General features: G+C 71.5%; 28 protein-coding genes and 1 pseudogene. 22 read left to right on the forward strand and 7 right to left on the reverse strand.

From position 1 onward, the window contains the following. The first annotated feature begins 169 nt into the window (after positions 1 to 169). From ISO16_RS01150 to ISO16_RS01180, 7 genes are all read left to right on the forward strand, one after another. The gene (locus ISO16_RS01150; protein WP_170914072.1) at positions 170 to 1624 is read left to right on the forward strand and encodes an AAA family ATPase; all 1455 of its coding nucleotides are present in this window, start codon (positions 170 to 172) and stop codon (positions 1622 to 1624) included. Between the two features lie 398 nt (positions 1625 to 2022). Further along, positions 2023 to 2310, forward strand: a complete 288-nt coding sequence (locus tag ISO16_RS01155) for a hypothetical protein (RefSeq protein WP_072635087.1) — start codon at positions 2023 to 2025, stop codon at positions 2308 to 2310. Then, positions 2307 to 2732, forward strand: a complete 426-nt coding sequence (locus ISO16_RS01160; RefSeq protein WP_072635088.1) for a hypothetical protein — start codon at positions 2307 to 2309, stop codon at positions 2730 to 2732. Before ISO16_RS01155 ends, ISO16_RS01160 begins: the two co-directional genes overlap by 4 nt. Further along, the gene (locus tag ISO16_RS29030) at positions 2732 to 3067 is read left to right on the forward strand and encodes an HNH endonuclease signature motif containing protein (protein ID WP_072635089.1); all 336 of its coding nucleotides are present in this window, start codon (positions 2732 to 2734) and stop codon (positions 3065 to 3067) included. Before ISO16_RS01160 ends, ISO16_RS29030 begins: the two co-directional genes overlap by 1 nt. A 192-nt stretch (positions 3068 to 3259) precedes the next feature. Next, a complete protein-coding gene (locus ISO16_RS01170) occupies positions 3260 to 3595 on the forward strand; it encodes a hypothetical protein (protein WP_072635090.1) in 336 nt (111 codons plus the stop codon). After that, positions 3588 to 4070: a phage terminase small subunit P27 family gene (locus ISO16_RS01175; RefSeq protein ID WP_072635104.1), complete on the forward strand. Its 483-nt coding sequence runs from the start codon at positions 3588 to 3590 to the stop codon at positions 4068 to 4070. The genes ISO16_RS01170 and ISO16_RS01175 overlap by 8 nt, the downstream gene beginning before the upstream one ends. A gap of 320 nt (positions 4071 to 4390) precedes the next feature. After that, positions 4391 to 5566, forward strand: coding sequence for a phage major capsid protein (locus tag ISO16_RS01180; RefSeq protein WP_170914073.1), 1176 nt, complete (start codon positions 4391 to 4393; stop codon positions 5564 to 5566). A gap of 91 nt (positions 5567 to 5657) precedes the next feature. Here ISO16_RS01180 and ISO16_RS01185 read toward each other — a convergent pair whose 3' ends face one another. Beyond that, on the reverse strand, positions 5658 to 5951 hold the full coding sequence (locus ISO16_RS01185; protein WP_139311002.1) for a hypothetical protein: 294 nt from the start codon (positions 5949 to 5951) through the stop codon (positions 5658 to 5660). A 480-nt stretch (positions 5952 to 6431) separates the two neighbouring features. On the opposite strand from ISO16_RS01185, the gene dprA reads away from it, so the two are divergent. Beyond that, entirely contained in the window at positions 6432 to 7556 is a 1125-nt protein-coding gene (dprA, locus tag ISO16_RS01190) for a DNA-processing protein DprA (protein ID WP_072635093.1), read from the forward strand. A 3-nt stretch (positions 7557 to 7559) separates the two neighbouring features. Here the strand turns inward: dprA and ISO16_RS01195 are convergent, their stop codons facing one another. Beyond that, the gene (locus ISO16_RS01195; protein WP_072635094.1) at positions 7560 to 7784 is read right to left on the reverse strand and encodes a hypothetical protein; all 225 of its coding nucleotides are present in this window, start codon (positions 7782 to 7784) and stop codon (positions 7560 to 7562) included. A 145-nt stretch (positions 7785 to 7929) separates the two neighbouring features. Here ISO16_RS01195 and ISO16_RS01200 point away from each other — a divergent pair, with 145 nt between their 5' ends. Continuing rightward, a complete protein-coding gene (locus ISO16_RS01200; protein WP_072635095.1) occupies positions 7930 to 8724 on the forward strand; it encodes a siderophore-interacting protein in 795 nt (264 codons plus the stop codon). Between the two features lie 6 nt (positions 8725 to 8730). Here the strand turns inward: ISO16_RS01200 and ISO16_RS01205 are convergent, their stop codons facing one another. Continuing rightward, on the reverse strand, positions 8731 to 9891 hold the full coding sequence (locus ISO16_RS01205; RefSeq protein ID WP_072635096.1) for a multidrug effflux MFS transporter: 1161 nt from the start codon (positions 9889 to 9891) through the stop codon (positions 8731 to 8733). Between the two features lie 97 nt (positions 9892 to 9988). On the opposite strand from ISO16_RS01205, the gene ISO16_RS01210 reads away from it, so the two are divergent. Both ISO16_RS01210 and ISO16_RS01215 read left to right on the forward strand, forming a co-directional pair. Beyond that, complete coding sequence (locus ISO16_RS01210) at positions 9989 to 10915, forward strand: tyrosine recombinase XerC (RefSeq protein WP_006937450.1); 927 nt, start codon at positions 9989 to 9991, stop codon at positions 10913 to 10915. Between the two features lie 215 nt (positions 10916 to 11130). Continuing rightward, positions 11131 to 12516: a MinD/ParA family ATP-binding protein gene (locus ISO16_RS01215; RefSeq protein WP_139311003.1), complete on the forward strand. Its 1386-nt coding sequence runs from the start codon at positions 11131 to 11133 to the stop codon at positions 12514 to 12516. Between the two features lie 242 nt (positions 12517 to 12758). Here the strand turns inward: ISO16_RS01215 and ISO16_RS28555 are convergent. Next, positions 12759 to 13244, reverse strand: a pseudogene (locus tag ISO16_RS28555) (M23 family metallopeptidase); the annotation flags it as partial. Between the two features lie 321 nt (positions 13245 to 13565). Between ISO16_RS28555 and rpsB the strand changes: the two are divergent. The 6 genes from rpsB (at position 13566) to ISO16_RS01250 (ending at position 18600) form a co-directional block, all read left to right on the forward strand. Continuing rightward, positions 13566 to 14438 carry a 30S ribosomal protein S2 gene (rpsB, locus tag ISO16_RS01225; protein WP_043800040.1) on the forward strand — a complete coding sequence of 291 codons (873 nt, stop codon included), beginning with the start codon at positions 13566 to 13568 and terminating at the stop codon, positions 14436 to 14438. A gap of 159 nt (positions 14439 to 14597) precedes the next feature. Continuing rightward, positions 14598 to 15422 carry a translation elongation factor Ts gene (gene tsf, locus ISO16_RS01230; RefSeq protein ID WP_006937446.1) on the forward strand — a complete coding sequence of 275 codons (825 nt, stop codon included), beginning with the start codon at positions 14598 to 14600 and terminating at the stop codon, positions 15420 to 15422. Between the two features lie 162 nt (positions 15423 to 15584). Beyond that, complete coding sequence (gene pyrH, locus ISO16_RS01235) at positions 15585 to 16313, forward strand: UMP kinase (protein WP_006937445.1); 729 nt, start codon at positions 15585 to 15587, stop codon at positions 16311 to 16313. 28 nt (positions 16314 to 16341) lie between these two features. Further along, complete coding sequence (frr, locus tag ISO16_RS01240; protein WP_006937444.1) at positions 16342 to 16899, forward strand: ribosome recycling factor; 558 nt, start codon at positions 16342 to 16344, stop codon at positions 16897 to 16899. Between the two features lie 2 nt (positions 16900 to 16901). Further along, entirely contained in the window at positions 16902 to 17864 is a 963-nt protein-coding gene (locus ISO16_RS01245) for a phosphatidate cytidylyltransferase (protein ID WP_072635105.1), read from the forward strand. A gap of 37 nt (positions 17865 to 17901) precedes the next feature. Continuing rightward, entirely contained in the window at positions 17902 to 18600 is a 699-nt protein-coding gene (locus ISO16_RS01250; RefSeq protein ID WP_065922643.1) for a class I SAM-dependent methyltransferase, read from the forward strand. Between the two features lie 22 nt (positions 18601 to 18622). Here the strand turns inward: ISO16_RS01250 and ISO16_RS01255 are convergent, their stop codons facing one another. Beyond that, positions 18623 to 19486 (reverse strand): HpcH/HpaI aldolase/citrate lyase family protein, encoded by an 864-nt coding sequence (locus ISO16_RS01255; RefSeq protein ID WP_006937439.1) that lies wholly within the window; start codon positions 19484 to 19486, stop codon positions 18623 to 18625. A gap of 105 nt (positions 19487 to 19591) precedes the next feature. Beyond that, a complete protein-coding gene (locus ISO16_RS01260) occupies positions 19592 to 19960 on the reverse strand; it encodes a LapA family protein (RefSeq protein WP_006937437.1) in 369 nt (122 codons plus the stop codon). Between the two features lie 87 nt (positions 19961 to 20047). On the opposite strand from ISO16_RS01260, the gene rlmN reads away from it, so the two are divergent. Continuing rightward, a complete protein-coding gene (gene rlmN, locus ISO16_RS01265; RefSeq protein ID WP_065922642.1) occupies positions 20048 to 21157 on the forward strand; it encodes a 23S rRNA (adenine(2503)-C(2))-methyltransferase RlmN in 1110 nt (369 codons plus the stop codon). 75 nt (positions 21158 to 21232) lie between these two features. On the opposite strand, the gene ISO16_RS01270 is transcribed toward rlmN, so the two are convergent. Next, on the reverse strand, positions 21233 to 21478 hold the full coding sequence (locus ISO16_RS01270) for a DUF2631 domain-containing protein (RefSeq protein WP_006937434.1): 246 nt from the start codon (positions 21476 to 21478) through the stop codon (positions 21233 to 21235). 142 nt (positions 21479 to 21620) lie between these two features. On the opposite strand from ISO16_RS01270, the gene dxr reads away from it, so the two are divergent. The 4 genes from dxr to ISO16_RS01290 all read left to right on the forward strand — a co-directional run bounded on the left by dxr (position 21621) and on the right by ISO16_RS01290 (position 26138). Then, the gene (gene dxr / locus ISO16_RS01275) at positions 21621 to 22784 is read left to right on the forward strand and encodes a 1-deoxy-D-xylulose-5-phosphate reductoisomerase (RefSeq protein WP_065923488.1); all 1164 of its coding nucleotides are present in this window, start codon (positions 21621 to 21623) and stop codon (positions 22782 to 22784) included. 15 nt (positions 22785 to 22799) lie between these two features. Next, on the forward strand, positions 22800 to 24017 hold the full coding sequence (locus ISO16_RS01280; protein WP_072635106.1) for a M50 family metallopeptidase: 1218 nt from the start codon (positions 22800 to 22802) through the stop codon (positions 24015 to 24017). Between the two features lie 45 nt (positions 24018 to 24062). After that, on the forward strand, positions 24063 to 25217 hold the full coding sequence (gene ispG, locus ISO16_RS01285; protein ID WP_072635107.1) for a flavodoxin-dependent (E)-4-hydroxy-3-methylbut-2-enyl-diphosphate synthase: 1155 nt from the start codon (positions 24063 to 24065) through the stop codon (positions 25215 to 25217). Positions 25218 to 25301: 84 nt separating this feature from the next. Then, entirely contained in the window at positions 25302 to 26138 is an 837-nt protein-coding gene (locus ISO16_RS01290) for a GNAT family N-acetyltransferase (protein ID WP_006937430.1), read from the forward strand. Position 26139 lies beyond the last annotated feature (1 nt).

Raw genomic sequence — 26139 nt, forward strand, 5'->3', positions numbered from 1 at the left:
CGCCAACGGATCCCAGCGTACCGGAGATCCGGCCGCGGAGCCCGTAACCGACCCGTTCGCGGCCACCCCGCCACCGCCTCCCCATGGCGGCTCCCCGCGGTCCACGATGCCCGTGTTCCCGTTCCAGGGTTCCGGCAGCACGACCCGGTGGAGTGAGGCGTACCGGGCCGTGAAGGACCGCCCGGGGGAGCCGTCCTCATGGCCGGACGATGCGCTGGAGACGCTCGCGTCCCGGTACCTCCAGCACCCTCCCGCCTTCCGGGAGTCGCTGGCACCTACCCAGATCCTGCGGGTGGCGTTCGAGGAGCTCCAGCGGCGTCTCGTGAAACGACACGGGGCCGCCCAGGCGGAGGAGGCCATCCGGACCCACGAGGCCCACGCCCAGACGGCGGAGGCCAAGCGAAAGGCAGAGAACGACGCCCGGAACGAGGCCACGGCCAACGGGCAGGGGGACGAGTACAAGCGGTTGGTCCGCCGGGAGCTCGTCCGGCTCCGTGCGCGCCAGGAGGCCCAGGAGATCCTCCGCCGGGAGGACGCCGCCGCCCGTCGCGGGGACCTGCCGCCGGCTGATCCGGTCTCGCTGGCCGACGCGCTGGCGGAGGGCGTCCCCGAAACCCGTTGGCGTATCGAGGGACTCCTCAAAGCCGACGCCACGTGTGTCCTCTCCGGCCCGTACAAGGGCGGGAAGTCGCTCCTGGTGGCGGAGCTCGTACGGTCCCTGGCGGACGGGGACCCGTACCTGGACCATTTCCCGGTGGTCGCGCACGAGGGCCGCGTCATGGTTGTGGACACGGAGCAGGGCAGGGCGGAGCTCCTGGAGGTCCTCGCCGCCCGTGGTATCCGGCGGACGGACCGCGTGGACCTCGTGGACACTTCCGGCATCGTCGGGGACTGGGACCTCACCATCCCGGAGAACATGGACCGGGCGGTGGCCATGCTCCAGGAGGGGAACGTCTCCGCCCTCGTGTTCGATCCGCTGGCCCCGTTGTTCATCGCCATGGGCGTGGACGAGAACGACGCCGACGCCCAGAAGCCGCTGGAGGCGTTCAACGAGCTCAAGCGGCGGGCTGGGCTGGACGTGGTGATCCTCACCCACCATTCCGGCCACGGTGGCGGTGGGCGTGCCCGTGGTAGCTCCGCCATCTCCGGCTGGCCGTCCGTCCTCTGGGACATGTCCCGGGACGGGGAGGGTTTCGACGCCCGGCGGTTTCTCACCGCCAAGGGCCGAGGCGTCGGTGTCCCGCTGGGGGAGCTCGTCCTGGGCGAGGACAACCGGCTCCGGTTCGTCCCGGAGACCGAGGGCCGGGACGCCAAGCGGCTGGCGGAGCGCACCGCCGCGGACACCGCTCACCGCGGGTGGATCCTCGAGCGGATCGAGAAGGACCCGGAGCACTCCGCTCGCCACTACACGGGCCTCTGGGAGGCCGGGACCACGTACGCGGTCAACGACGGGGACCGCGTGGTGGACGTAAGGGTGACCAAGAACCGCCTGGAGTCCACGATCAAGGAACTCCTGGCGGACGGATGGCTCAAGGACGTGGGCACCGCCTCCCGCCCCGCCCTCGTGGTCGTGCCGGAACAGGACCGCCCGCCCCGCCTCCACAACCCGGCCAAGGGGCGGTGATGGCCGTTCACACCGCCCCCCGGAGGGGCCATTTTCGGGCGGAGTGTCCTGGAGCGTTCCAGGACACTCTGGGGGCCGGAGTGTCCTGGACACCGCCAGGACACTGTTCACCGCCGCCTACCTGCGCTGACGCCGCCCAAGAGGGGGAGTGTCCTGGAGTGTCCTGGAAGTGTCCTAGGACGGTTTCGGAGCGAGTGTCCTGGCGTCCTGGGGGCTACGTAGTAGCCCCAGGACAGGACACGTCCGCGGGTACAGGGCGGTGGAGGTTGAACAGGGCGGCAGAGGCCGTCGTGGAGGCGGGGGCGGTGGCACTCGTCGGGGCGGCGGCCACCGGGACGGATCCGCCGGGCGGCGGCGTCCCTCGTCCCTCCCCGAACCTCACAACCCAGGAGCAACCCATGAGCTACCCCACCCTCCCCGCCGGATCGACCATCGTCCCGGCTCCCGCGGACCTCACGCTGGCCCGCTACCGGGACAACGGTGAGCACGGCTGGAGCCATCCCGCCGTGGCCCTGGCCACCATCCCCACGGAGGGCGGCGTCCTCGTCGTCCCCCTCGTCGTCAAGGGCGGTGGCATCGTCCGCGCCGACGAGGCGGCCCCGATCGACCGGACCCGACTCGTCGGGGAGGGCCAGGCCATCCCGGCCCGTATCCCTCCCGTGGCGGCGGCGGAGGCCCAGGCGTGACCACGTACATGGGCCGGATGCCCCGCCAACGGGACGCCCTCCTGGCCGCCGCCATCCTCCGGGCCACGCCGGACCTCCGCGGGGCGGCATGTGCCGGTCCCCAGGCGTACCTCTGGGACGCCGGCCTGGACGACGCCGGAGAGTCCCGGGAGGCCGCCCTGGACCGCTGGCAGGCGGCGGAGGCCCGTTGCCTCACGTGTCCCGTGCTGGCCTCGTGCCGGGACGTGGCGGCCACGGGAGGGTTGGCGGGCGTGGTAGCGGGGCGGCTCCACAACGTCCCCGGCGTCCAGGACGGGGCGGTGCCCTCCCAGCTCGTCCCCGCCCGGGGATCGACCAACCGCTACGCCACGAGGACCGACGTGCTCCGGGAACGCAAGCGGGCACGGGAGCGACTCACCCACGACCACGAGGAGGTGGCGTAATGCCCACCGCACCGCCGCGCCAGTGCGACCGCTGCAGGCGCACGTTCACCGGGCCGCGGTGCCCGTGCCGTAAGCCGTGGGAAGGATCCACGCGGACCGGCCAGACCTCCGGCACCAACTCCAGGCGGTGGCGGCGGCTCCGGGAGCGGATCCTCCAGGAGTCCCCGCTGTGCTCCACGTGCCATCGGGAGCTGGCGACCGTGCTGGACCACGTGGTCCCGGTGGCGGAGGGCGGGGCCATGTGGAGTGAGGCCAACCTGGCTCCGATGTGCAAGCCGTGCCATGACCGCAAGACCGCAGACGAGGCCCAGCGTGGCCGGAGGCGGAAGCGGTGACCCTCTGCCCTTCCCGGCCCGTCCTCGTCCGTCTCCGTGGCGCACAGAGCCGGGACGGGCCACCCCCGGGGAGGGGGACCGCGAGAGTCCACAGCTCGTGGCCATGAAGCCCGGCCACTCGGTGTTCTGCGCGCGGGCTCCGGTAACGACCCGATTTTGAACCATAATCTGTACCAAGATGGAGGTAATGCCATGACAGACAACATCACTCGCCAGCTCAACGAGGCGGAGGCAACGCTCACCGTCTCCGCCGCCCTCTACGCGGCGGCGGCGGGGGACGTGGAACGGCTCACCGAACTCGCCGCCGGGATGGACCGGGAGGTGGCCCCCGTTGCGTTCGCCACGATGGCCCGGTGGACCGCCGCCACGGTCGCCAAGATGGCCGGTGGACGCTCCGCCGCCCTGGCGATTTTGGCCGATTCCGCGGAGGCGGAGCTCCTGGAGGCGGCGTACGCGCTCCCGGAGACCGCGGTCCACGCGGTCCTGGACGAGGAGCAGACGGACGAGGGCGGTGGGGACCGTGGGTAGGCGGGGGCCGGCGCCACGGCCACCGGCTCTGAAACTGGTCACCGGACGCCGGGAGGGCTACGACTCCGGCGGACGGCGGATCAACCCGGGTCCCGGGTTCAAACGGGAGCCGCTGGGGCCGCCGCCGGAGGATCTACCGCCCAGGGCGGCGGCGGAGTGGGCGGCGGTGGCCCCGGAGCTGGACCGCCTCGAGCTCTCCAAGGCCATCGACCGTACGGCGTTCGAGACGTACTGCCGGGCCGTCCAACGGCTCCACGACGCCCAGGAGGCCATAGACCGCGACGGGCTCACCGTGCCGGGCTCCACGGGCTCGCTCGTCAAGCACCCGGCGGTGGCCATCCTGGAGGCCGCGGAGCGGTCTGTGAGGTCGTGGGCGCAGGAGTTCGGGCTCACTCCGTCCGCGGAGGGCCGCCTGTCCGCCAAGGCGGTGGAGCCGGACGAGACGGACAACCCGTACGCGGGCGGGTCCTCGTAGCCCGGTAGGCCGGGCGCCGGGGCGGTGGGCACATGCTCCCACCGCCCCGGCTTTCGTTTCGTGTCGTGACACGTTACGTAACGGAAGTCGATACACTCGCTCGTGAGGGACCGGTCCGGCGTCGGGCTGTAGCCGCCCGTGGTGGGACGCCACCGCCAGCGGAAACCACGCCCCGGTCACCTCCCAGGCCAGCGGTCACAGTCCGCGGGAGCCGTCCCCGCCATCGGGGGCCATGACCCGGACCTCAATCCGTCCGTCTGAGAATCGCCCAATCTCACACGGAGAGAGCACATCTCATGTACAAGACCAAGAGTGAACGTATGGCGGACCTCCGGGCCAAGGCCCTGGAGCACACCAACGCCGCCCGCCGCATCCTGGACACCGCCAAGGCGGCGGGGCGCGACGACCTGACCACCTCCGAGAAGGCCACGTATGACGAGGCCCTGGCCAACGCCCAGCGCCATGCCGACGCGCTCCGCCAGATCCAGAGTGACGACGAGATCACCGCCAAGGCCAGGCGGCTGGCCGCCGGTATCGCGGACCCGAGCAACCTCCCCAGCGGGGGCGGTGGCTTCACGGGCCGTATCGGACTGTCCGGCAAGGCCGGCAAGGCCCTGGGCCGCGATCTGGCCAAGTCAATGAAGCCGGACGGAGCCAAGGAACTGGCTCCCACCGGGGCCGCGGTCACCTCCTCGTTGCTCCTGCCGGAGGTGGAGGAGCTGGGCCACCCGTCCAATCGCCTCCTGGAGATCCTCCCGGCCATCGTGCCGGTGTCCCCCACGTTCGAGGTCCTCGTCCAGCGGGTCCGCGACAACAACGCCGCCCCGGTGGCGGAGGGTGAGCTCAAGCCCACCACCGTGCTGGGCCTGGAGAAGCTCGAGGCCAAGCTGGAGGTGATCGCGCACCTGTCGGAGCCGGTCCCGCACTACTGGCTGTCGGACAATCCGTCCCTCAACTCGTTCGTGGGGAACGAGCTCATCCGCGGCCTGTACGACGCCGTGGAGGGCCAGGTCCTCAACGGGGACGGCGTGAATCCGAACCTCCACGGCATCCTCGCCACGTCCGGGATCCAGGTGCAGGCGTTCACCACGGACGTGGCCCGGTCCGTCCGTGCTGCCATCACCAAGCTCGAGGCGGTGGGCCACGAGGACAACCACGTGATCGTGCTTCGCCCGGAGGACTGGGAGCTGGCGGAAACGGCCCGTGCCCAGGGCTCCGGCGTCCTCGAGGCGGTCTCCAGCATCACGGAGCGGGCCACGCGGACCCTCTGGGGCGTGCCGGTGATCGTCTCCACCGCCCTGCCGGTCGGTACCGGCCTCGTGCTGGACCGGACGGAAGTCTCCGTCTACTGGGACGGGGCGGTGGCCGTGCGGTGGACGGAGGTGGGCGAGGACTTCCAGCGCAACCTCATCCGGGCTCGTGTGGAGTCGCGGTTCGAGGTCGTGGTGGGTGACCCGTCCGGCGTGGTGAAGGTGGCCACCGCCGCCACGCCGTAACCCGACACGTCCGGCGGTGGGCACCGCCGGGACGACGAGAGGCCCCGCTGGTCCTTCCCCGGCGGGGCCTCTCCGTGTTTGGGGGCGGTGGCTACTCGGTCACCTCGCGCCACTCACCGAACGGCGGAGCGGTCTCCGAGTGGACCCGCCGAAGTGTAGGGCCGTCTGCCTCCACCTTGTGTACGTAGAACTTCTCGTCCCCCTGCTGGACGAACGGTCCCGCCCCGCCCTTGAGAATGTCGGATACCTCTGCAAAGAGCCTCTCCGGGCTCCCGGGCGGCGTCACTGCAACGGGCTCGCTGTTCGCGTCGGACACCCTGTACCCGTAGGCGATGAAGTCCGTACCGACCGGCTCCCACACGCGAATACCCGGCTCTGCTGCCACGTTCCCCTCCTGTAATCGTGTTGTCCCGACCCGAGGAGTGAGCGTACGGACGCGCCCGGACACCGCCAGCACAGGGTCCCGGTAGGGCGGAGGGAAACGGAACGGGCCTGGCGGCCCGTGCTGTCCCGGACCTCGAGGAGCACCCAAGGGTGCCGGTGTCGAATACCCCTCCCCGGAGCTCCCACGGACCGCCTCTCCGCACCGCGTCGGACCACGACGAGTAGCCCGGCCCCATCGGGGACGAGCTCGTTGTGGACTCTCCGCGACGCCTGGCCAGACTCACCGGGAGAGCGCCCCGCCGGTTCGGGGATATGACCGGGCGGGCTGGGTAACGTCGGGCTCCGCGATAACGACGACGCGGTACAACCGCCACGGCGTGGCTCTTGTAGTCGCCTGGACGTTGGCGGACCTGGCCGAACTGGACGCACCGGGTGAGGTGCAGGTGGCGGCGGCGCTGGATTTCCGGGATCGGGGGACGGCGTGAGCGCGGCGGAGCCGCGCCGGCTGGCGTGGGCGTACCTGTCGACGGTCGCCCAGGGTGCGTCGCGGATGCTGAATGCTGCGATCGAGGCGGACGGCCCGGAGGCGGTCGCCGCGGCCGTGCGCGACGGCTCGATCGGCGGCGCGTTACGCCGTCGCACCGTCGCACGTGCCCATCTCGACTCGGCGGCGCAGGATCTCAAGCTCGTCGCGCGGCTGGGTGGACGGTTGGTGACGCCGGACGACGCGGAGTGGCCGGCGTGGCAGTTGCTGGCGTTCGACGGCCTCGACGGCGCGGACACCGATGCGGCGCCGGTGGCGCTGTGGGTGGTGGGTCGGCGGCGCATCGACGAGCTGGTCGAGCGGTCCGTCGCCGTGGTCGGCACGCGTGCGGCGAGCGGCTACGGGGAGAACGTGACCGCGGAGATCGCCGGGGACCTGGCGATGGACGGGTGGGCGGTGTTGTCGGGGGCGGCTTTCGGGGTCGATGCCGCGGCGCATCGGGCGGCGCTGGGGGTCGGCGGCGCGACGATGGCGGTGCTCGCGTGCGGGGTGGACCGGGCGTATCCGGCGGCGCACACCGGGTTGCTGCGGCAGATCGCCGAGCACGGGGCGGTGGTCAGCGAGTATCCGCTCGGGACGGTGCCGGCGCGGTTCCGGTTCCTGGCCCGCAATCGGCTGGTCGCCGCGCTCGGCGGAGGTGTGCTGGTGGTGGAGGCGGGGTGGCGCAGCGGGGCGCGGAACACGGCGGCGTGGGGGCGGCGGCTGGGGCGTCCGGTGCTGGCGGTGCCGGGGCCTGTGACCTCGGCGGCGTCGCAGGGCTGTCATCGGATGATCCGGGAGCAGGAGGCGCGGCTGGTGGGCACCGCGCGCGAAGTCGTCGAGGAGATCGGCCCGATGGGCGTGAGCGACGACGGCGACGGGCGGTGGGCGCGTGCGCTCGACGGGCTCTCGGGCGACATGGCGTCCGTGTACGAGGCCCTGCCGGCGGTGGGGGCGGTGTCGGTGCAGCAGCTGTCGGAGGCGTCGGGGCTGCTCGTGGAGCGGGTGCGGGCGGCGTTGCCGCTGCTCGAGCTGGAGGGACACGTGCAGCGGGAGGGGGCCGGCTGGGCGCGCAGCGTGTGACGGTCAGGACTGCTCGTGCCCGCGCAGCTCCTCGGCCTTGGACAGGATCGGCTTGTAGTACCTGTCGCCGAGTACCTTCGTCACCTGGGCCGCGAGCTCGGTCTCTCCGGTCTGGAGCAGGACGTACTCGAGTTCGGCCAGCTGTGCGCCGATCGTTTCGCGCCGCCGGTCCGTGTCCTCGAGGGCGCCGACCAGGCTGGTCAGGTACTGCGACGTGACGGTGCTCATCGTTTCTCGCATACCGCAACGATGGCGGAATTCCGTCGCGATTTCGGCGGATCGGGCGATCCCGCTGGTGCCACGGCGAGGCGGTGCTGTGGCTGCGGCCGGACCGCACGCGTAGGCTGCCCTGGTTAGGTAAGCCTGAGCAAATATGGAGGTGGGCGTGGCCCCGAAGACCCCGCGATCGACAACCCTGACGGTGACGGGCAGCGAACGCCTGACCCCGCACCTGGTGCGGGTCCACTTCGGCGGTCCCGGATTCGACGAGTTCGAACCCGGCCCGTACACCGACTCGTACGTCAAACTCGAACTGGAGGCGGGCGGCGAGACGGTCCTGCGCACCTACACGGTGCGAGCAGTGAACCCGCGGTCCAGGCAGATCGCGATCGACTTCGTCGTCCACGGCGATCACGGTGTCGCCGGACCCTGGGCGGCATCCGTCCGGCCGGGGCAGACTGTCGTGGTCCGCGGGCCGGGCGGCGCCTACCGGCCCGATCCGGAGGCCGACTGGCACCTGCTCGCCGGTGACGACACCGCGATACCGGCCGTCGCCGCGGCGCTCGAGGCGCTGGCGCCGGACGCAGTGGGCCGGGTGTTCCTCGAGGTCACCGACGCCGCCGACGAGATCGACCTCGCGGCGCCCCCCGGCGTCGAGGTCACCTGGCTGCACCGCGGCTCCGGTGCCGGGGCCGTCGGGCCGGACCTCTCCGGCGCGAACGCGCCGCTCGTCGCCGCGGTGACCGGCGCCGAGTGGCTTCCGGGAGATCCGCACGTGTTCATCCACGGCGAGGCGGAGACCGTCATGCACCACCTGCGGCCGTACATCCGCAAGACCCGCGGGGTTCCGGCGGCACGCGCGTCGATCTCCGGGTACTGGCGGCGCGGCCGCAGCGAGGAGGGCTTCCGGGAGTGGAAGCGCGAACTCGCGACGGTCGAGGCGCGGTGACGGTGCTCAGGCGCGCTCGCGGGTGAGGGTGAGCAGCGCGGTCATGGACAGCGCGGCCGAGATCGCTATCGCCAGCGCCATCGGCAGCGCGGTGTCCTCCCCGCCGAGCCCGACCAGCGGCGACACCAGGGCGGCCAGGCCGAACTGGGACGCGCCCATGACCGCGGAACCGGTGCCCGCGGCCTTCGGTACCTGCCCCTGCGCCAGCGCCGTCGCGTTGCCCATGACGAAGCCCAGGCTGGAGACGACGAGGAACAGCAGCGGCAGCACCAACCAGCGGTTCGTGTCGGCCACCAGGACCGCGAGCACCAGCAGTACCCCGGCGGTCAGCATCTGGGTCACGCCGTAGCGCAACAGGTCCCGCACCTCGAAGCGGCCGATGAGCCGGGTGTTGACGATGTTGCCTGCGACGAGGCCCACCGAGTTGGCGGCGAAGATCAGGGAGAACTGTCCCGGCGTCATGCCCATGACCTCCTGGACCACGAACGGTGACGCGGAGATGTACGAGAACATCGCGCCGAAGCCGAGCGCGAACGTCGCGGCATAGCCCACGAACCGTCGGTTGCCGATCACCGTGCCGAAGTTGCGGGCGAGCATCGCCAGGCCCCCGCTGTGGCGTCGCTCGGGCGGTAGGGTCTCCGGGACGACCGTGAGCACCGCGACGATCATCAGCACGGCCAGGCCCGTCAGGACCCAGAAGATGCCGCGCCAGCCGATGGGCCCCAGGAGGACGCCGCCCAGCAGGGGCGCGACGATCGGTGCCACACCGCCAATGATCATCATGACGCTGAACAGGCGGGCGGCCTCGTTGCCGCGGGCGCGGTCCGCGATCACCGCGCGCGCCAGCACGATTCCTGTGCCGCCGCTGAAGCCCTGGATCAACCGGGCCACGATGAGCACCTCCACCGTCGGTGCCGTCGCGCACAGGGCGCTGCTCAGGGCCAGGACGACGGTGCCCGCCAGCAGCAGGCGGCGCCGGCCCCACCCGTCGGAGAGCGGCCCCACGATCAGCTGCCCGACACCCAGGCCGGCCATGAACGTGGTGAGAGTGAGCTGGATACCGACCGTGCTGGTGCCGAGGCTCTCCGACATGACCGGCAGTCCGGGCAGATACATGTCGGTGGCCAGAGGCGCGGTGGCGGAGAGCAATGCCAGTCCGAACAGCATCGGCAACGGAATCGTTTTACTCACGAACTAACCTTAGTGTGCCCTCGGTCGGCGTGTTCGGTTGCGTGGGCGGTGCCCACGGCGCACGGTGACGGCCATGGACACCGCGCTGCCGCCGCCCCTCGCCGTGCACCTCGAGGAGTTCGTCGAGCACCTCGACCTGCAGGGCGGCCGGTCGGCCCACACGATCCGCGCGTACACCACCGACATCCGCACCCTCCTCGCTCACCTCGAGGCCGGCCACCCGGATGCGCGGATCGCCGACCTCACTCTCGAGGTGCTCCGCTCCTGGCTCGCCGGCCAGGTGACGAGTGGCGCCGCCCGCACGACCCTGGCGCGGCGCACCTCGTCCGCCCGCACCTTCTGCGCGTGGCTGGCTCGCACGGGCCGGCTCGACCACGATCCCGCGGCGCGGCTGGCATCGGCCCGCACCCATCGCACTCTCCCGCCGGTACTGCGTGCCGACCAGGCCTGTGAGGTGATGACCGCTGCGGAAGCCGGTGCGCGCGAGATGGAGCCGGTGGCACTGCGGGATCGGCTCGTGCTGGAACTGCTGTATGCGACGGGTATCCGGGTCGGTGAGCTGTGCGGACTCGACGTCGACGACGTCGACACCGAGCGCAGGGCGCTGCGCGTGGTCGGCAAGGGCAACAGGGAACGGACCGTGCCGTACGGGGCGCCCGCGGCCGCCGCGCTCGACGCGTGGCTGCGCACCGGGCGGCCCGCCCTCGCGCGCCCGGATTCGGGGCCCGCCCTGCTGCTCGGCAAACGCGGCGGTCGGCTGGGCCCGCGCCAGGTCCGTACCGTGGTCCACGAGACCGTGGCCGCCGTCCCCGGCGCGCCGGATCTCGCGCCGCACGGGCTGCGGCACAGCGCCGCAACACACCTGCTCGAGGGGGGCGCCGACCTGCGGGTGGTGCAGGAGCTGCTGGGGCACTCGAGCCTGGCGACGACCCAGCTCTACACCCATGTCTCGGTAGCACGGCTGCGTGCGGCACACGAACAGGCGCATCCGCGGGCGTGACCTGTACGCGGCGACGGCCGCGGTGCGGTTTGGTACGGTCGCCGCCGCATCTGCTGTGCAATCCGGGGGGATCAGTGGCATACGACGAGTCGACGCACGCTCTGCCGGCCTGGCTTCGGGACGAGCCGGCGCCCGACCCGGCGCCGACCGGTCGCCGGGGCAGGCGCCGGGGGAGTGACCGGACGGTCGGGGGGCCCGTCGAGGGAGAGCCGTCCGTGCAGCCGCCGGCGGCTGCCGAGCCCGTTCGCCTCCCGGCTCCGGTGCCGTCGATTCCGTTCGGCATGCCACCACGACGCCGTCCCGACTCCGTGCCCGAATCGCCGGTCGTCGAACCCGCGATTCCCGAGGCGGCGACGACCGAGCCGGCGACGACCGAGCCGGCGGCGACGGAACCGGTGGTCGCCGAACCACCGGTAGCCGAAGCCGCGGTCACCGGGCCGGTAGCCGCCGAGGGTCCGGAAGAGGCCGTGCCGCCGAGTGATCCGGCGGGGCGTCGCCCCGCCGAGCCCGTGCCGGCTTCGCCGGAGTCCGGCTCGGAACCCGACGAGGTGCCCCCGCGGATGTCGGAAGATAATGCGGGGCAGCCTTGTTCGACATTATCCACGTCGTCCCGAGGGGTCTCGTCGGAGCTCGACGCGTCGGAGCCGCGGCCGTCGAACCTGGACCTGACCTCCGGTGCGCTCGTCCGGCGGTCCCGTCGCACCCCGGTGACCGGCTGGCGGCGCGGCGTGCACCGGCTCACCGGGGGAATCCTCGCGCCCGGCGAATCGGCCGACGAGGCACACAGGCGCGAGCTCGTCGACCGGGTCCGGCAGCCGATCAGCGGCGACTACCGGATCGCCGTGCTCTCCCTCAAGGGCGGTGTCGGAAAGACGACGACCACCGTCGGGCTCGGCGCCACGTTCGCCTCGTTGCGGGGCGACTGCGTGATCGCGGTCGACGCGAATCCCGACTTCGGCACGCTCGCACAGCGGGTGCCGCAGCAGACCGAGTCCACGGTGCGCGACCTGCTCGCCGCGGCCCCGCGGATCTCCCGCTACTCCGACGTCCGCGCGCACACTTCCCAGGCACCGAGCCGCCTCGAGGTGCTTGCGAGTGAACGCGACCCGGCCGTGTCGGAGGCGTTCAGCGAGGACGACTACCGCCGGGTCGTGGACATCCTGCGGGTGTACTACAACGTCGTCCTCACCGATTGCGGCACGGGCATCATGCATTCGGCCATGCGTGGTGTGCTCGCCCTCGCCCACGCCCTTGTGCTGGTCGCGTCCCCGGCGATCGACGGCGCCCGGAGCGCCGCGGCGACCCTCGACTGGCTGCAGCACCACGGGTTCGGGGCGCTCGTCGAACGCACCGTCGTGGTGATCAGCGCCGCCCGGCCCGGGGCCACCAACATCGACATGGAGGCTGTGACGGGCCACTTCCTCGCGCGGTGCCGGGCCGTGCAGGTGGTGCCGTTCGACGAGCACCTCGCCGAGGGGGCCGAGATCGACCTCGGCCTGCTCCGCCCGGCCACCCGCCGGGCCTTCCTCGAGCTCGCCGCCATGGTCGCCGACGACTTCGCGACGGTGTCGGGGCGTCACGCCGCCGGCCGTCGCGCGTAGCGGAGCGGAGCCGCGACCTGATGGGCCGTCGCGCGTAGCGGAGCGGAGCCGCGACCTGATGGGCCGTCGCGCGTAGCGGAGCGGAGCCGCGACCTGATGGGCCGTCGCGCGTAGCGGAGCGGAGCCGCGACCTGATGGGCCGTCGCGCGTAGCAGAGCGGAGCCGCGACCTGATGGGCCGTCGCGCGTAGCGGAGCGGAGCCGCGACCTGATCGGCCGTCGCGCGTAGCGGAGCCGCGGCCTACGGGAAACCGGCTGGAGACGGATCACCGACCGCACGAGCGGCAGAGGGTCGAGGTAGTCGTCGCGGTCCCGGCGCAGACCCCAGTGCAGGCAGGCCGGGGCGCGGCAGCCCTCGTGGCCCGGTTCGAGGGTGCCGAGCGGATCACCCCGTTCCACGCGCCGGCCGGCCGTCACCGTCGCGGTCACCGGCTCGTAGGTGGTGCGCAGCCCGCCGGCGTGCGCCACCGAGACGACGGGTTTGCCGGCGACGGTCCCGGCGAACACCACCACCCCGGCGCCGGCGGCGCGCACCGGCTGACCGGGCCGGCCGGTGAGGTCGGCGCCGCGGTGTCCGGGAAGCCAGTCGTGCTCGGGACCGTCGAAGGGGCGGGCCACGGTCGGCCGTGGATGCAGCGGCCAGCCGAACTCGCGCGGGGCGGCCGCGGCGGGAACCGAACCCGCGAGCGCGGTGAGCGCGGTCAGGACGGCGATCCCGGCGATCTTCATCCGCCCAGCGTGCCGGGCGGCGCCGGCGTGCGACAGGGCCTCGTCGACATTGTGGACAACCACCCGATCCATCCACAGATCGGCCGAACCGGCCTGCTGATCAGGCAGTTGTGGTTCCCGCGGGGCAAGGCCGTACACTGTTCGAGCGGTCTGTGTTCGCAGATCGACTTCGCGCGTCCGCGCGCTGATCGCCGCCCGGTGTGCCGGGCGTCATCGGAAAATGGCCGTCGGCCGGTCCCGCAAGGGTCCGACGGGCATGCGGACGCCAGGGCGGGGATCACCCGATCTCCCGCGGCAACCGAACCGAAAGAGAGAACAGCCATGGCTGTCGTAACAATGAAGCAGCTGCTCGACAGCGGCGCCCACTTCGGCCACCAGACCCGTCGCTGGAACCCGAAGATGAAGCGGTTCATCTTCACCGACCGCAACGGCATCTACATCATCGACCTGCAGCAGACCCTGACGTACATCGACAAGGCGTACGAGTTCATCAAGGAGACGGTCGCCCACGGTGGCACCGTGCTGTTCGTCGGCACCAAGAAGCAGGCGCAGGAGTCCATCGCGGAAGAGGCCACCCGGGTCGGGATGCCCTACGTGAACCAGCGCTGGCTCGGCGGCATGCTCACCAACTTCTCCACCGTCCACAAGCGCCTGCAGCGCCTGAAGGAGCTGGAGTCGATGGAGCAGACCGGTGGCTTCGAGGGTCGCACCAAGAAGGAAATTCTCATGCTCACGCGTGAGAAGACCAAGCTCGAGCGCACCCTCGGCGGCATCCGCGACATGGCCAAGGTGCCGTCGGCGATCTGGGTCGTCGACACCAACAAGGAGCACATCGCCGTCGGCGAGGCCCGCAAGCTGAACATCCCGGTCGTTGCGATCCTCGACACCAACTGCGATCCCGACGTCGTCGACTACCCGATCCCGGGCAACGACGACGCGATCCGGTCGGCCGCGCTGCTGACCAAGGTCGTCGCCTCCGCCGTCGCCGAGGGCGTGCAGGCCCGTGCCGGCCAGAGCGCCGACAAGGACGCCAAGCCGGAGTCCGGCGCCGGCGAGCCGCTCGCCGAGTGGGAGCAGGAGCTGCTCGCGCAGGCCACCCCCGCCGCCGAGGCCGAGGCTCCGGCCGCCGAGGCCGAGGCCCCCGCCGCCGACGCGGCGCCCTCCGCCGACGCGGCGCCCTCCGCCGAAGCCTGATCCGATGCGCGGCCCCGACCGGTAGATCCTGAGATCATGGTCGGGGCCGTCGCACGCGACCGCGCCGCATCAGTGCACACGCACGCGACCGAGCCGCATCAGAGGAAACTCCCGCGCGAGCACCCATCGCGCACAACAGACACAGGAGGCTCGCTTCCCATGGCGAACTACACCGCCGCCGACGTCAAGCGTCTGCGTGAGCTCACCGGCTCCGGAATGCTGGCGTGCAAGAACGCGCTCGCCGACAACGACGGCGACTTCGACAAGGCCGTCGAGCAGTTGCGCATCAAGGGCGCCAAGGACGTGGGCAAGCGCGCCGAGCGCTCCACCGCCGAGGGCCTGGTCGCCGCGAAGAACGGCGTGCTCATCGAGCTCAACTCCGAGACCGACTTCGTCGCCAAGAACGACGAGTTCCAGGCTCTCGCCGAGAAGATCGTCACCGCTGCGGCCGAGGCCAAGCCCGCCGACCTCGAGGCCCTCAAGGCTGTCGAGGTGGACGGCAAGACCGTCGACACCCTGGTGCAGGAGCTCTCCGCCAAGATCGGCGAGAAGCTCGAACTGCGCCGCCTCGCCGTGTTCGACGGCCCCGTCGCCGTGTACCTGCACAAGCGTGCGTCCGACCTGCCGCCGGCCGTCGGCGTGCTCGTCGAGTACTCCGGTGAGGGCGACGCCGCCGCCGAGGCCGCCCGCGCCGCCGCGATGCAGGTCGCCGCGCTGAAGGCGAAGTACCTCACCCGCGACGAGGTCCCGGCCGACACGGTCGAGAACGAGCGCCGCATCGCGGAGGAGACCGCCAAGAACGAGGGCAAGCCGGAGGCCGCCCTGCCGAAGATCGTCGAGGGCCGTCTCAACGGCTTCTTCAAGGACGTCGTGCTGCTCGAGCAGGCCTCGGTGACGGACTCGAAGAAGACCGTCAAGGCGCTGCTCGACGAGGCCGGCGCCACCGTCTCGCGCTTCGTGCGTTTCGAGGTCGGCGCCAGCTAGATCTCTCGTCTCCTCGACCCCGTCGGCGCTCGCCGGCGGGGTCGAGGCGCGTCGGCGGCTCGATATCCGGGCCGATCGGACACTCGCGCCCCCGTCTCGGTTCCACGGGGTCGGATGAGGCAGGATGAAAGGGCCGATCCACCGCTCGATCCGAGGAGAACCATGTCCGAACACGCCCAGGAACGTCCCGGTTTCCGTCGGGTGCTGCTCAAGCTCGGCGGGGAGATGTTCGGCGGGGGCAAGGTCGGTCTCGACCCGGACGTGGTGACGACCGTGGCCGAGGAGATCGCCGAGGTCGTCCGCTCCGGAGTGGAGGTGGCTGTGGTCATCGGCGGCGGCAACTTCTTCCGCGGCGCGGAACTGCAGCAGCGCGGCCTCGACCGCGCCCGCTCCGACTACATGGGCATGCTCGGCACGGTGATGAACTCTCTTGCGCTGCAGGACTTCCTGGAGAAGCAGGGCGTGGACACCCGGGTCCAGACCGCCATCACGATGGGGCAGGTCGCCGAGCCGTACCTGCCGCTGCGGGCCCGCCGGCACCTCGAGAAGGGCCGCGTGGTGATCTTCGGCGCCGGCATGGGCATGCCCTACTTCTCCACCGACACCACGGCCGCGCAGCGCGCCCTCGAGATCGGCGCCGAGGTGGTCCTGATGGCCAAGGCCGTCGACGGTGTCTACTCGGCCGATCCGCGGATCGACCCCGACGCGACCCTGTTCACCGAGATCACCCACCGCGAGGTCATCGAGAAGGGGCTCAAGGTGGCGGACGCGACCGCGTTCAGCCTCTGCATGGACAACGACATGCCGATCATGGTCTTCAACCTGCTCACCGAGGGGAATATCGCTCGGGCCGTCGCCGGTGAGAAGATCGGAACACTCGTACGGTCATGAACGGACAACGGAACATGGAGGAACTGCCGTGATCGATGAAGCTCTCTTCGAGGCCGAGGAGAAGATGGAGAAGGCCGTCACGGTGGCCAAGGACGATCTCGGATCCATCCGCACCGGCCGCGCGAATCCCGGCATGTTCTCCAGGATCGTCGTCGACTACTACGGCGCGCCCACCCCGGTCACGCAGATGGCCAGCATCAACGTCCCCGAGGCGCGCATGGTGGTCGTCAAGCCCTACGAGGCATCGCAGCTCGGTCCGATCGAAACCGCGATCCGCAACTCCGACCTGGGCGTCAATCCGACCAACGACGGGTCCCTGATCCGCATCTCCATCCCGCAGCTCACCGAGGAACGCCGCCGCGAGCTGGTCAAGCAGGCCAAGGCCAAGGGCGAGGACGCCAAGGTGTCCGTGCGCAACGTGCGACGCAAGGCGATGGAGGAGCTGCACCGCATCCAGAAGGACGGCGAGGCCGGCGAGGACGACGTCACCCGCGCGGAGAAGGAACTCGACAAGACCACGGCGAAGTACGTGGCGCAGATCGACGAACTGGTCAAGCACAAGGAAGCCGAGTTGCTGGAGGTTTAACCGTGGGTACAGCCGCCGGGTCGTCCGACCCGCAGCTCCCCTTGGGCGTCACCGACGCCGACTCGGCGGCCGAGGCCGCGAAGGCGGACCCCGAGGTCCCGCCGGTGCGGCCCGATGCCACCCCCACCGCGGAGCCGGTGAAGAAGTCCTCCCGGGCGGGCCGGAACCTGCCCGCGGCCGTGGGCGTCGGCGCCGGTCTCGGCGCCCTCGTCATCGTGGTGCTCGCATTCGCTCCCAAGGCGTGGCTCGTCGTCGTCGCGGTGGCCATCGCGATCGCCACGTGGGAGGTCACCAAGCGCCTGCGTGAGGCGGACGTCCTGGTTCCCCGGATCCCGCTCCTGGTCGGGGGGCAGGCGATGATCTGGCTCGGTTGGCCCTACGGCACCACCGGTGTGCTCGGCGCCTTCGCCGGCACCACGGTCGTGTCGATGCTGTGGCGGTTGTTCGACCGTGGACTGCGCGGCCGGCCCCGCAACTACCTGCGCGACACCGCGGTCACCGTCTTCACCGCGGCGTGGGTGCCGTTCCTCGCGTCGTTCGCGACGCTGATGGTCCTCGACGACAACGGCGCCGCACGCGTGTTCTGCCTGATGATCGTGTGCGTCGCGTCCGACGTCGGCGGGTATGCGGCGGGGGTGCTGTTCGGCAAGCACCCGATGGCGCCCGCGATCAGCCCGAAGAAGTCCTGGGAGGGCTTCGGTGGCTCGGTCCTCGCCTGCACCGTCGCCGGAATCCTCACGGTGACCCTGCTGCTCGACGCCGCCTGGTGGATCGGTGCGCTCCTCGGCGTCGTCCTCGCGGCCACGGCCACGGCGAGCGACCTGATCGAGTCACAGGTCAAGCGGGACCTCGGCATCAAGGACATGGGCACCCTGCTGCCCGGCCACGGCGGCATCATGGACCGGCTGGACTCGATCCTGCCGTCCGCGTTCGTCACCTGGCTCGTCCTCGGCGCCTTCGTCTAGGCCGGTGGCGAGGAGACAGCGGTCCGACGCGCACGGGGTGGTCCCCAGCCCCAACATCTGGCACTGGCCGGAGGTCTACGAGGAAGAGAACCGCGCCCAGGACGTCCACGGCGTGGTGTACGCGGCGCTGCGCGAGGCGTGCGACTGGGCCGGTCGCGACGTCCTCGACGTGGGCTGCGGCACTGGCTTCCACCTGCCGATGTTCGCGGCCACCGCGCGCACCGTGACCGGCATCGAACCGCACCCGCCGCTGGTGGAGCTGGCCCGCCGACGTGTGCGGGACCAGCCGGGCGTCCGGGTGGAGGCCGGTTCGGCCGAGCAGTTGCCGCTTCCGGACGGCACCGTCGACGTCGTGCACGCGCGCACCGCCTACTTCTTCGGGCCCGGGTGCGGGGCGGGCATCGCCGAGGCCATGCGCGTGCTGCGGCCCGGCGGCGCGCTCGCGATCGTCGACCTCGACGCGACCGCCCATCCGTACGGCGAATGGATGCGCGCGGACCTGCCGCACTACGACCCGGCGGCGGTGGAGGCGTTCTTCGCCGCCCAGGGCTTCGACCTGCGCCGGGTCGACACCGAATGGCGCTTCCCGGACCGTGCGACCCTCGAACGCGTCCTCGGCATCGAGTTCGGCCCGCGCGTCGCCGAGCGAGCGGTGCACGGCACCCCGGGCACCACCCTCACGGTGCGCTACCGGCTGCATGTGCGCCGCAAGCCCCGGGGCCTGGAGATCCCCTGAGCGTGCGGCGCGTGCCGCGGACCTAGCGGTGGTGGTGGGTGCCGCGGATGCGGAACACCCGCGCCAGTTCGCTGATCCTCTTCGCCTTGGCCAGGCGGGGCAGGTCGCTGCCGTCGCGCACCCCGCGGCCGTCCTCGCCGAGCGTGTCGATCACCTCGTGTGCCCAGCCGACCTCGTCGGAGCTGGGGCTGAGGGCGGCGTTGACGAACGGTGCCCGGGCCGGAGTCATGCACAGCTTCCCGGTCATTCCCATCGACGCGGTCAGCTTCGCCTCCCGCTCGAGGACCTCGGGGTCGTCGGTCAGCGACGGCCCGTCGACGGGACCGGGCAGGCGGGCCGCCCGGCTCGACACCACCAGGCGGGAACGCGGGTAGGCCATGGCGAGGGGGGAGTCGTCCATCCCGGTGTCGCGGCGGAAGTCGCCGCTGCCGAACGCCAGCCGGAACGTACCGTCGGCGCGGGCGATCTCGGGTGTGGCCTCGAGGCCCACCGCCGATTCGATGAGCACGAGGATGCGGGTGCCGGCCGGCAGCTGAGCGGCCGTGGCGTCGACCTGCTGGCCGCTCTCGGTCTTGGCGAGCATCACGCCCTGCAGGCCGGGCACCCCGGCGAGCGCGGCGAGATCGTCGGCCCAGTGCACAGTGGTGGCGTCGTTGATCCGCACCCAGGCACGGCCACCACCGCGCAACCATTCGACGACGTCATCGCGCGCGGCGGCCTTACCGGCCGCCGGTACGGCGTCCTCGAGGTCGAGGATCACGGCGTCGGCCGGGGACGCGGCGGCCGCGGCGAACCGCTCCGGGGCGTTGCCCGGAACGAGCAGCCAGGATCGGGCGAGCTCGGGTGCGACGGTGGCGGAGGCGGGGGCATCCAGGTGGGCGGTCACGTCAGGCTCCTCGGGTGAAGGTCTTGTCTCCAGGGTGCCCTGTTGTCGCCGCCTTGGGGAAATTGGGTGCGTTGTGTTCGTCACCCGCCGCCGGGCGGCGCGGTGTTACCGCCGCTTCGCGGCGCGTTTGATCTGCAGGATCCGCACACCGCCCGCCAGTGCCATGACGAGGGCCCCGGCGATGGCCGACAGGAGCAGGCTCACCCCGAGCGGCAGGGTGAACTCCCACACGAACATTTCCATGGTGACCGGGTCGAGGTTCTGCAGGATGAACACGAGCAGCAGGATCAGCACCAGAACACCGATGACCAGGCCGGTCCACGTGGAGGCCGCCCGGCTGCGGTCGAGGGGAATCTCCGGTGCCGGGCGGACGTTGGACTCGGGCGTGGCCTTCGTCGCCCCCTGAGGCTCGAGCTGACCCCGGACCGGAAGGTCCGGTGGCGGTTCGGGGAGATCCGCAGGGCGTTCGGTCATGGCTCGATCATCTCGCTCCGGCCGCCGGTGCACACCGCATTCGGCGAGGAAAACCGGCGTTGCCGCCCTGATGGATAATGGTTCATTATGCCCTCCTCTCTTCCCCTGGTTTTCGACGCGCCCAAACGCGGCATGCCGCCGCGCCACCTCGCCGATCTCGATGCCGAGCAGCGCCGCGAGGCCGTGCGCGAACTCGGCCTGCCGGCCTTCCGCGCCGATCAGTTGGCCCGGCACTACTACGGGCGCCTCGAAGCCGATCCGGAGAAGATGACGGATCTGCCGGCGAAGGTGCGCGAGCAGGTCGGGGCCGCGTTCTTTCCCGCGTTGCTGACCCCGGTCAAGCACGTGGCCTGCGACGGCGGCGAGACCCGCAAGACGCTGTGGCGCGCCGGGGACGGCACCCTCCTGGAGAGCGTGCTCATGCGCTACCCCGACCGTGCCACGCTGTGCATCTCGAGCCAGGCCGGCTGCGGTATGGCCTGCCCGTTCTGCGCGACGGGCCAGGGCGGTTTGAACCGGAACCTGTCGACCGCCGAGATCGTCGACCAGGTGCGCGCCGCCGCCGCGGCCCTGCGCGACGGTGACGTCGCCGGGGGACCGGGCCGGCTGTCCAACGTGGTGTTCATGGGCATGGGGGAGCCGCTGGCGAACTACAAGCGTGTGGTGGCCGCCGTGCGGCGCATCACCGCGCCGCCCCCGGAGGGACTGGGCCTGTCGCAGCGGTCGGTCACCGTCTCCACCGTCGGCCTCGCTCCGGCCATCCGCCGGCTGGCCGACGAGGATCTGAGCGTGACCCTCGCCGTGTCGCTGCACACCCCGGACGACGAACTGCGCGACACGCTGGTGCCGGTCAACAACCGCTGGCCCGTCGCCGAGGTGCTCGACGCCGCGCGCTACTACGCCGACCGGACCGGTCGCCGCGTCTCCGTCGAGTACGCCCTGATCCGCGACGTCAACGACCAGCCGTGGCGGGCGGACATGCTGGGCAAGAAGCTGCACAAGGCGCTCGGCCCGCTGGTACACGTGAACCTGATCCCGCTCAATCCGACGCCGGGCAGCGAATGGGACGCCAGCCCGAAGCCGGTCGAGCGCGAATTCGTCCGTCGCGTCCAGGCGCAGGGGGTCTCGTGCACCGTGCGGGACACCCGGGGGCAGGAGATCGCGGCCGCGTGCGGTCAGCTCGCCGCCGAGAACTGAGCGCCACCCCCCGGGACGCGAAGGGCCCGTCCGGACGAACCGGGCGGGCCCTTCGACGCTGCTGCGGGGGTGCGGCTACCGCCGGCGCCGCCGCTGGACGATGTCGCGCACCAGGATGGCGACGAGCGCCGCGGCGAAGCCGATCAGGAACCAGTTCTCGACGTTGCCGTTATGGTTGCCGATGATCATCGCCAGCAGGAACAGTGCGACGAGCCAGCCCATGACGCGGAACAGGCGGGGGGCTTCGCCACTCCAACCCCACTCCGCCGACGGCACCTCGGCCGTGTCGACGCCAGTGGTCTTCAACTCGGTACCGGCCACCGCTTGTCCTCCTGCTCGCAAAGATCTTCGCTGTTGGGCCAATCGTGACATACGACCGTCCGTCGTACGAAGTGGGGGCGCTCTCGCGCGCGCCGGACGGGCGATTCAGCATCCCCTCAGGACGGTCGGGGACAATGTCGGCGTGGTCGACTCGCAACCCAGCTCCCGCACCCGTGTCCTGCTGCTCGGCAGCACCGGCTCCATCGGCACCCAGGCCCTCGAGGTGATCGCCGCCAACCCCGACCGGTTCGAGGTGGTCGGTCTCGCCGCCGGTGGCGGCAACATCGATCTGCTCGCCGAGCAGATCCGCGTCACCGGTGTCGCCGAGGTGGCCGTCGCGAACGCGCAGGCTGCCGCGCGGCTCGACGTCCCGGGTCTGCAGGTGCGCAGCGGGCCCGACGCGGTCACGCGGCTGGTGCGCGACGTCGAGGCCGACGTGGTGCTCAACGCCCTCGTCGGGTCCCTCGGCCTGGAGCCGACGCTGGCCGCGCTGGCGACGGGCGCGCGCCTGGCGCTGGCCAACAAGGAATCGCTCGTCGCCGGCGGCGCGCTGGTCACCGCGGCCGCGGCCCCGGGCCAGATCGTGCCCGTCGACTCGGAGCACTCGGCGCTGGCCCAGTGCCTGCGCGGCGGCAGCCCCGACGAGGTGGCCCGGCTCGTGCTCACGGCCTCGGGCGGGCCGTTCCGCGGTTGGCCGGCCGAGCGGCTCGAGTCGGTCACCCCCGAGCAGGCCGGCGCCCATCCCACCTGGTCGATGGGCCCGATGAACACCCTGAACTCGGCGACGCTGGTGAACAAGGGCCTGGAGCTGATCGAGACGCACCTGCTTTTCGGCATCGGTTACGACCGGATCGACGTCACCGTGCACCCGCAGTCGATCGTGCACTCGATGGTCACCTTCACCGACGGCTCCACCCTGGCCCAGGCGTCACCGCCGTCGATGAAGCTGCCCATCGCACTCGCGCTGGGCTGGCCGCACCGGATCGCGGACGCGGCGCCGGCCCTCGACTTCGCGACCGCCTCGACCTGGGAGTTCGAACCGGTGGCGCACGAGGTGTTCCCCGCGATCGAACTGGCGCGGGCCGCCGGGGTGGGCGGCGGATGCCTGACCGCGGTGTACAACGCCGCCAACGAGGTGGCCGCGGAGGCCTTCCTCGCCGGCGCCCTGCCGTTCCCGGGGATCGTGCGCACGGTGGCGGCGGTCCTGTCCGACGCCGACGACTGGTCCGCGGCACCCGCTACCGTGGAAGATGTGCTCGCCGCCGACGGCTGGGCTCGGGACCGAGCCCGCGCGCTCGTGAAGTAGGAGGACCGGCCACCGATGATGTTCGTTCTGGGCGTCGTGCTGTTCGCCCTCGGCATCGCCGTATCCATCGCCCTGCACGAGGCCGGGCACATGTGGACCGCGCAGCGCCTCGGGATGAAGGTGCGGCGCTACTACATCGGGTTCGGGCCGCGGCTGTACTCGTTCCGTCGCGGCGAGACCGAGTACGGCCTCAAGGCGATCCCTGCGGGCGGCTTCTGCGACATCGCGGGCATGACGGCGCTCGACGAACTGGCCCCCGACGAGCACGAGCGCGCCATGTACAAGCAGAAGGCGTGGAAGCGCGTCGTGGTGATGTCCGGCGGCATCGCGATGAACTTCGTCCTCGGCATGGTGCTGATCTTCGGGCTCGCCGTGGCGTGGGGTCTGCCCCGTCTGGGGGAGACCCCGGCGGAGATCGGGGAGCTCTCGTGCGTCGCACCGACTCAGGCCGGTGAGGCCGGGGGCTACGAGCTGGCGCCGTGCAGCGGGCCGGGTCCCGCCGCGGCCGCGGGCCTCGAGGTCGGGGACGTCGTGGTCTCCGTCGGCGGCACCGAGGTAGCGACGTTCGCGGACCTGGTCGAGGCCACCCGCGCCGCGACCGGGACGGTGGATTTCGTCGTCGAACGCGACGACCGCACGCTGACGATCCCGGTGCCGGTCGAGTCCGCCCAGCGGTGGGTGCAGGATCCCGAGACGGGCGAGATCACCTCGGAGACCGTCAGCGCAATCGGCGTCGCCGCACCGCCGTCCGTCACCGAGTACACCGCGTTCACCGCGGTGGGTGGCACGCTGCGGTTCACCGGTGACATGTTCGTCCTGACCGCGCAGGCCCTCGCCGACCTGCCGAGCAAGGTGGGGGCGCTGTGGGAGTCGGTGACGGGCGGCGAACGCGATCCCGACACCCCGATCAGCGTCGTCGGCGCGTCCGTCATCGGCGGGCAGGTCGCCGAGCGGGGCATCTGGCAGATGTTCGTCCTGCTGCTCGCGCAGCTCAACTTCTTCCTGGGCATGTTCAACCTGCTCCCGCTGCTGCCGCTCGACGGCGGCCACATCGCCGTGGTCGCGTACGAGAAGGTCCGCAACTGGATCCGGGGGCTGCGCGGGCTGCCGGTCGGGGGTCCGGTCGACTACACGAAGCTGCTGCCCGTCACCTACGTGTTCGTCCTCATCGGCGGCGCGTTCATGCTGTTGACACTCACCGCGGACATCGTCAACCCCATCCAGCTGTTCTGACCCGCATCGCTAGAATTGCCGCGTAGCTACGAAAGAAGGCGAAACGTGACCAGCCCCGTCGGTTTGGGCATGCCCGAAGTCCCCGCCGTCCTCGCGCCCCGGCGCAGGACCCGTCAGCTGATGGTCGGCGACGTCGGCGTGGGCAGCGACCACCCGGTGTCGGTGCAGTCGATGTGCACCACCAAGACGCACGACATCAACGCGACGTTGCAGCAGATCGCCGAGCTCACCGCGTCCGGCTGCGACATCGTCCGCGTCGCGTGCCCGCGGCAGGAGGACGCCGACGCGCTCGCCGCGATCGCGAAGAAGAGCCAGATCCCGGTCATTGCGGACATCCACTTCCAGCCGCGCTACATCTTCGCCGCCATCGATGCCGGGTGCGCCGCCGTGCGCGTCAACCCCGGCAACATCAAGGAGTTCGACGGCCGCGTCAAGGAGGTCGCCAAGGCGGCCGGCGAGGCAGGCATCCCGATCCGTATCGGCGTCAATGCCGGCTCGCTGGATCCGCGCATCCTGAGCAAGTACGGCAAGGCCACGCCGGAAGCGCTCGTCGAGTCCGCGCTGTGGGAGGCGAGCCTGTTCGAGGAGCACGGCTTCGGCGACATCAAGATCTCGGTCAAGCACAACGACCCGGTCGTGATGGTCGAGGCCTACCGCCAGCTCGCCGCGCAGTGCGACTACCCGCTGCACCTGGGCGTGACCGAGGCCGGGCCCGCCTTCCAGGGCACGATCAAGTCGGCCGTCGCGTTCGGTGCGCTGCTGAGCGAGGGCATCGGCGACACCATCCGGGTGTCGCTGTCGGCGCCGCCGGCCGAGGAGATCAAGGTCGGCACCCAGATCCTGCAGTCGCTGAACCTGCGGCCCCGCAAGCTCGAGATCGTCTCGTGCCCGTCGTGCGGCCGGGCGCAGGTCGACGTGTACACACTGGCCAACGAGGTCACCGCCGGCCTCGAGGGCATGGAGGTGCCCCTGCGGGTCGCGGTCATGGGGTGCGTCGTCAACGGCCCCGGTGAGGCCCGCGAGGCCGACCTCGGTGTCGCCTCCGGCAACGGCAAGGGCCAGATCTTCGTCAAGGGCAAGGTCGTCAAGACCGTCCCCGAGGCCCAGATCGTCGAGACGCTGATCGAGGAGGCCATGCGCATCGCCGAGGAGATGGAGGGTGACGCCGGCACCGGAAACCCGGTGGTCTCCGTCGGCTGAACCGGTTCGGCGGGCGCAGGACTCCCGCGCGGCCCCGGCTTCTGGCAGTCTGATTGCGTATCCGCAGTCGACAGGTGGTGGGACGTGCTCAAGCTTCTGGGAGTCCGGTCTCTCGGTGGCCGTGACACCGCACACGTGTTGCGGGTGCTGGCCCGCGATCCGGTGGCGGCGTGCATGGTGGCCGGCCGGATCGAGGAGTACGGCCTCGATTCCCGCGCCGTCGGCGGCGACATGTGGAGCCGGGGCGGGCCCGACGACTCGTTGTGCTTCTCGGGGGCGAACCTCGTTCCGCTGCTCGGCGACCGCGACGATCTGCACGCCTTCGCGGACCGCGCCGCCCGCGGCCCCCGCCTGTGCTCGTCGCTCGTCGGCCGGGCCGAACTCGCGTTGCCGATGTGGGAGGTCCTCCAGCCGGAATGGGGTCCCGCGCGCGAGGTGCGGGCCGAGCAGCCGCTGCTGGTACTCGACCGGGAACCGTGCGTCGTCCCCGACCCGCTGGTGCGCCGCGTGCGGCCGGAGGAGATCGACGCCTACATGCCGGCCGCGATCGCGATGTTCCGTGAGGAGGTCGGCGTCGACCCGTGCGCGGGCGACGGGGGCTCGGGCTACCGCCGCCGGGTGCAGAGCCTGATCGCCACCGGACGGGCGTGGGCCCGCTTCGAGCACGGCCGGGTCGTGTTCAAGGCCGAGATCGGCTCCCAGTCCTCGTCGGTGGGGCAGATCCAGGGCGTGTGGGTGGATCCCGGCAGGCGCGACGCCGGCCTCGGCTCGACCGGCACCGCGGCCGTCGCCGCCGCCGTCACCGCCGGCGGCCGGCTGCCGAGCCTGTACGTCAACAGCTTCAACCACCGGGCCCGCGCGGCCTACGCCCGCATCGGTTTCCGTCAGGTCGCGACGTTCTGCACCGTGCTGCTGGACTGAG

It is taken from the genome of Rhodococcus sp. M8 (assembly GCF_015654185.1).
GTDB lineage: Bacteria > Actinomycetota > Actinomycetes > Mycobacteriales > Mycobacteriaceae > Rhodococcus > Rhodococcus aetherivorans.

What these genes read in the sequence shown, in the direction of transcription:
- ISO16_RS01155 (WP_072635087.1), top strand. Translation starts at nt 2,023, where the DNA reads ATGAGCTACCCCACCCTCCCCGCCGGATCGACCATCGTCCCGGCTCCC.
- ISO16_RS29030 (WP_072635089.1), top strand. Translation starts at nt 2,732, where the DNA reads ATGCCCACCGCACCGCCGCGCCAGTGCGACCGCTGCAGGCGCACGTTC.
- ISO16_RS01170 (WP_072635090.1), top strand. Translation starts at nt 3,260, where the DNA reads ATGACAGACAACATCACTCGCCAGCTCAACGAGGCGGAGGCAACGCTC.
- ISO16_RS01180 (WP_170914073.1), top strand. Translation starts at nt 4,391, where the DNA reads ATGGCGGACCTCCGGGCCAAGGCCCTGGAGCACACCAACGCCGCCCGC.
- ISO16_RS01195 (WP_072635094.1), bottom strand. Translation starts at nt 7,784, where the DNA reads ATGAGCACCGTCACGTCGCAGTACCTGACCAGCCTGGTCGGCGCCCTC.
- ISO16_RS01200 (WP_072635095.1), top strand. Translation starts at nt 7,930, where the DNA reads ATGGAGGTGGGCGTGGCCCCGAAGACCCCGCGATCGACAACCCTGACG.
- ISO16_RS01205 (WP_072635096.1), bottom strand. Translation starts at nt 9,891, where the DNA reads ATGCTGTTCGGACTGGCATTGCTCTCCGCCACCGCGCCTCTGGCCACC.
- ISO16_RS01210 (WP_006937450.1), top strand. Translation starts at nt 9,989, where the DNA reads ATGGACACCGCGCTGCCGCCGCCCCTCGCCGTGCACCTCGAGGAGTTC.
- rpsB (WP_043800040.1), top strand. Translation starts at nt 13,566, where the DNA reads ATGGCTGTCGTAACAATGAAGCAGCTGCTCGACAGCGGCGCCCACTTC.
- tsf (WP_006937446.1), top strand. Translation starts at nt 14,598, where the DNA reads ATGGCGAACTACACCGCCGCCGACGTCAAGCGTCTGCGTGAGCTCACC.
- pyrH (WP_006937445.1), top strand. Translation starts at nt 15,585, where the DNA reads ATGTCCGAACACGCCCAGGAACGTCCCGGTTTCCGTCGGGTGCTGCTC.
- ISO16_RS01260 (WP_006937437.1), bottom strand. Translation starts at nt 19,960, where the DNA reads ATGACCGAACGCCCTGCGGATCTCCCCGAACCGCCACCGGACCTTCCG.
- rlmN (WP_065922642.1), top strand. Translation starts at nt 20,048, where the DNA reads ATGCCCTCCTCTCTTCCCCTGGTTTTCGACGCGCCCAAACGCGGCATG.
- ISO16_RS01280 (WP_072635106.1), top strand. Translation starts at nt 22,800, where the DNA reads ATGATGTTCGTTCTGGGCGTCGTGCTGTTCGCCCTCGGCATCGCCGTA.